The 829-nt window shown below is 53.1% G+C and carries 2 pseudogenes; both read left to right on the top strand.

What is annotated here, in order from left to right:
• Window positions 1-598, top strand: a pseudogene (locus tag AC1DRJ_RS30415) (NADH-dependent oxidase); the annotation flags it as partial.
• Between the two features lie 59 nt (window positions 599-657).
• Window positions 658-829 (top strand): annotated as a pseudogene (locus tag AC1DRJ_RS30410) (S-(hydroxymethyl)glutathione dehydrogenase); the annotation flags it as partial.

Raw genomic sequence — 829 nt, 5'->3', positions numbered from 1 at the left:
GCCTCACACCGAGGTGCTCAAACAGGGCAATGAACTGGTGGTATCGACTTGGGACATCATCTCTGGCGACGTCAAGCCTGGAAAGAATGTGCTGATCTTTGATGACGCTGGCGACCATGCGGCATTGCAAGCTGCAGAAGTCATCGCCAACAGTGGAGCCAAGGTCGAGATCGTTACACCTGATCGGTCGTTTTCGCCGGAGGTGATGGCGATGAACCTGGTTCCTTACATGCGCAGCCTGCAAGACCTGGACGTTACCTTTACTGTCACGTATCGAGTGGAGACCGTAGAAAAGCGCGACGGTAAGTTGATTGCCAGCTTCGGCAGTGATTACGGCGCTGTACACAAGCAGAGAACGGTTGATCAGGTCGTTATCAACCACGGCACCATTCCTTTGGACGATTTGTACTTCGATCTGCGACCCCATTCGAGCAATGGCGGCGCGGTTGAGCAGCACAACCTTATCGCTGGAAAAGTCCAAAATATTATCACTAACCCTGAAGGCCGTTTTCAGCTATTCCGAATCGGGGATGCCGTCTCAGCGCGCAACACTCATGCCGCCATCTACGATGCTTTGCGACTACTGAAAGATATCTAAAACCATGCCCCTGAGTTCATAGCTCAGGGGCATTTTCCAAACTTAGCATGAGGCTCTCCATGTCAGCACAGACCTTGAAGTCAAGGGCTGCTGTCGCGTTCGCCCCCAATGAACCGTTGCAGTTAGTCACCATCGACGTAGCCCCTCCTAAGGCTGGGGAAGTACGAGTTCGCATCGTCGCCACTGGCGTCTGTCATACAGATGCTTTCACACTTTCGGGAAGCGATCCTG

The organism is Pseudomonas sp. P5_B2 (genome assembly GCF_056400445.1).
Note: the sequence above shows the minus strand (reverse complement) of the source record. Positions and strands in the feature narration are given on the sequence as shown.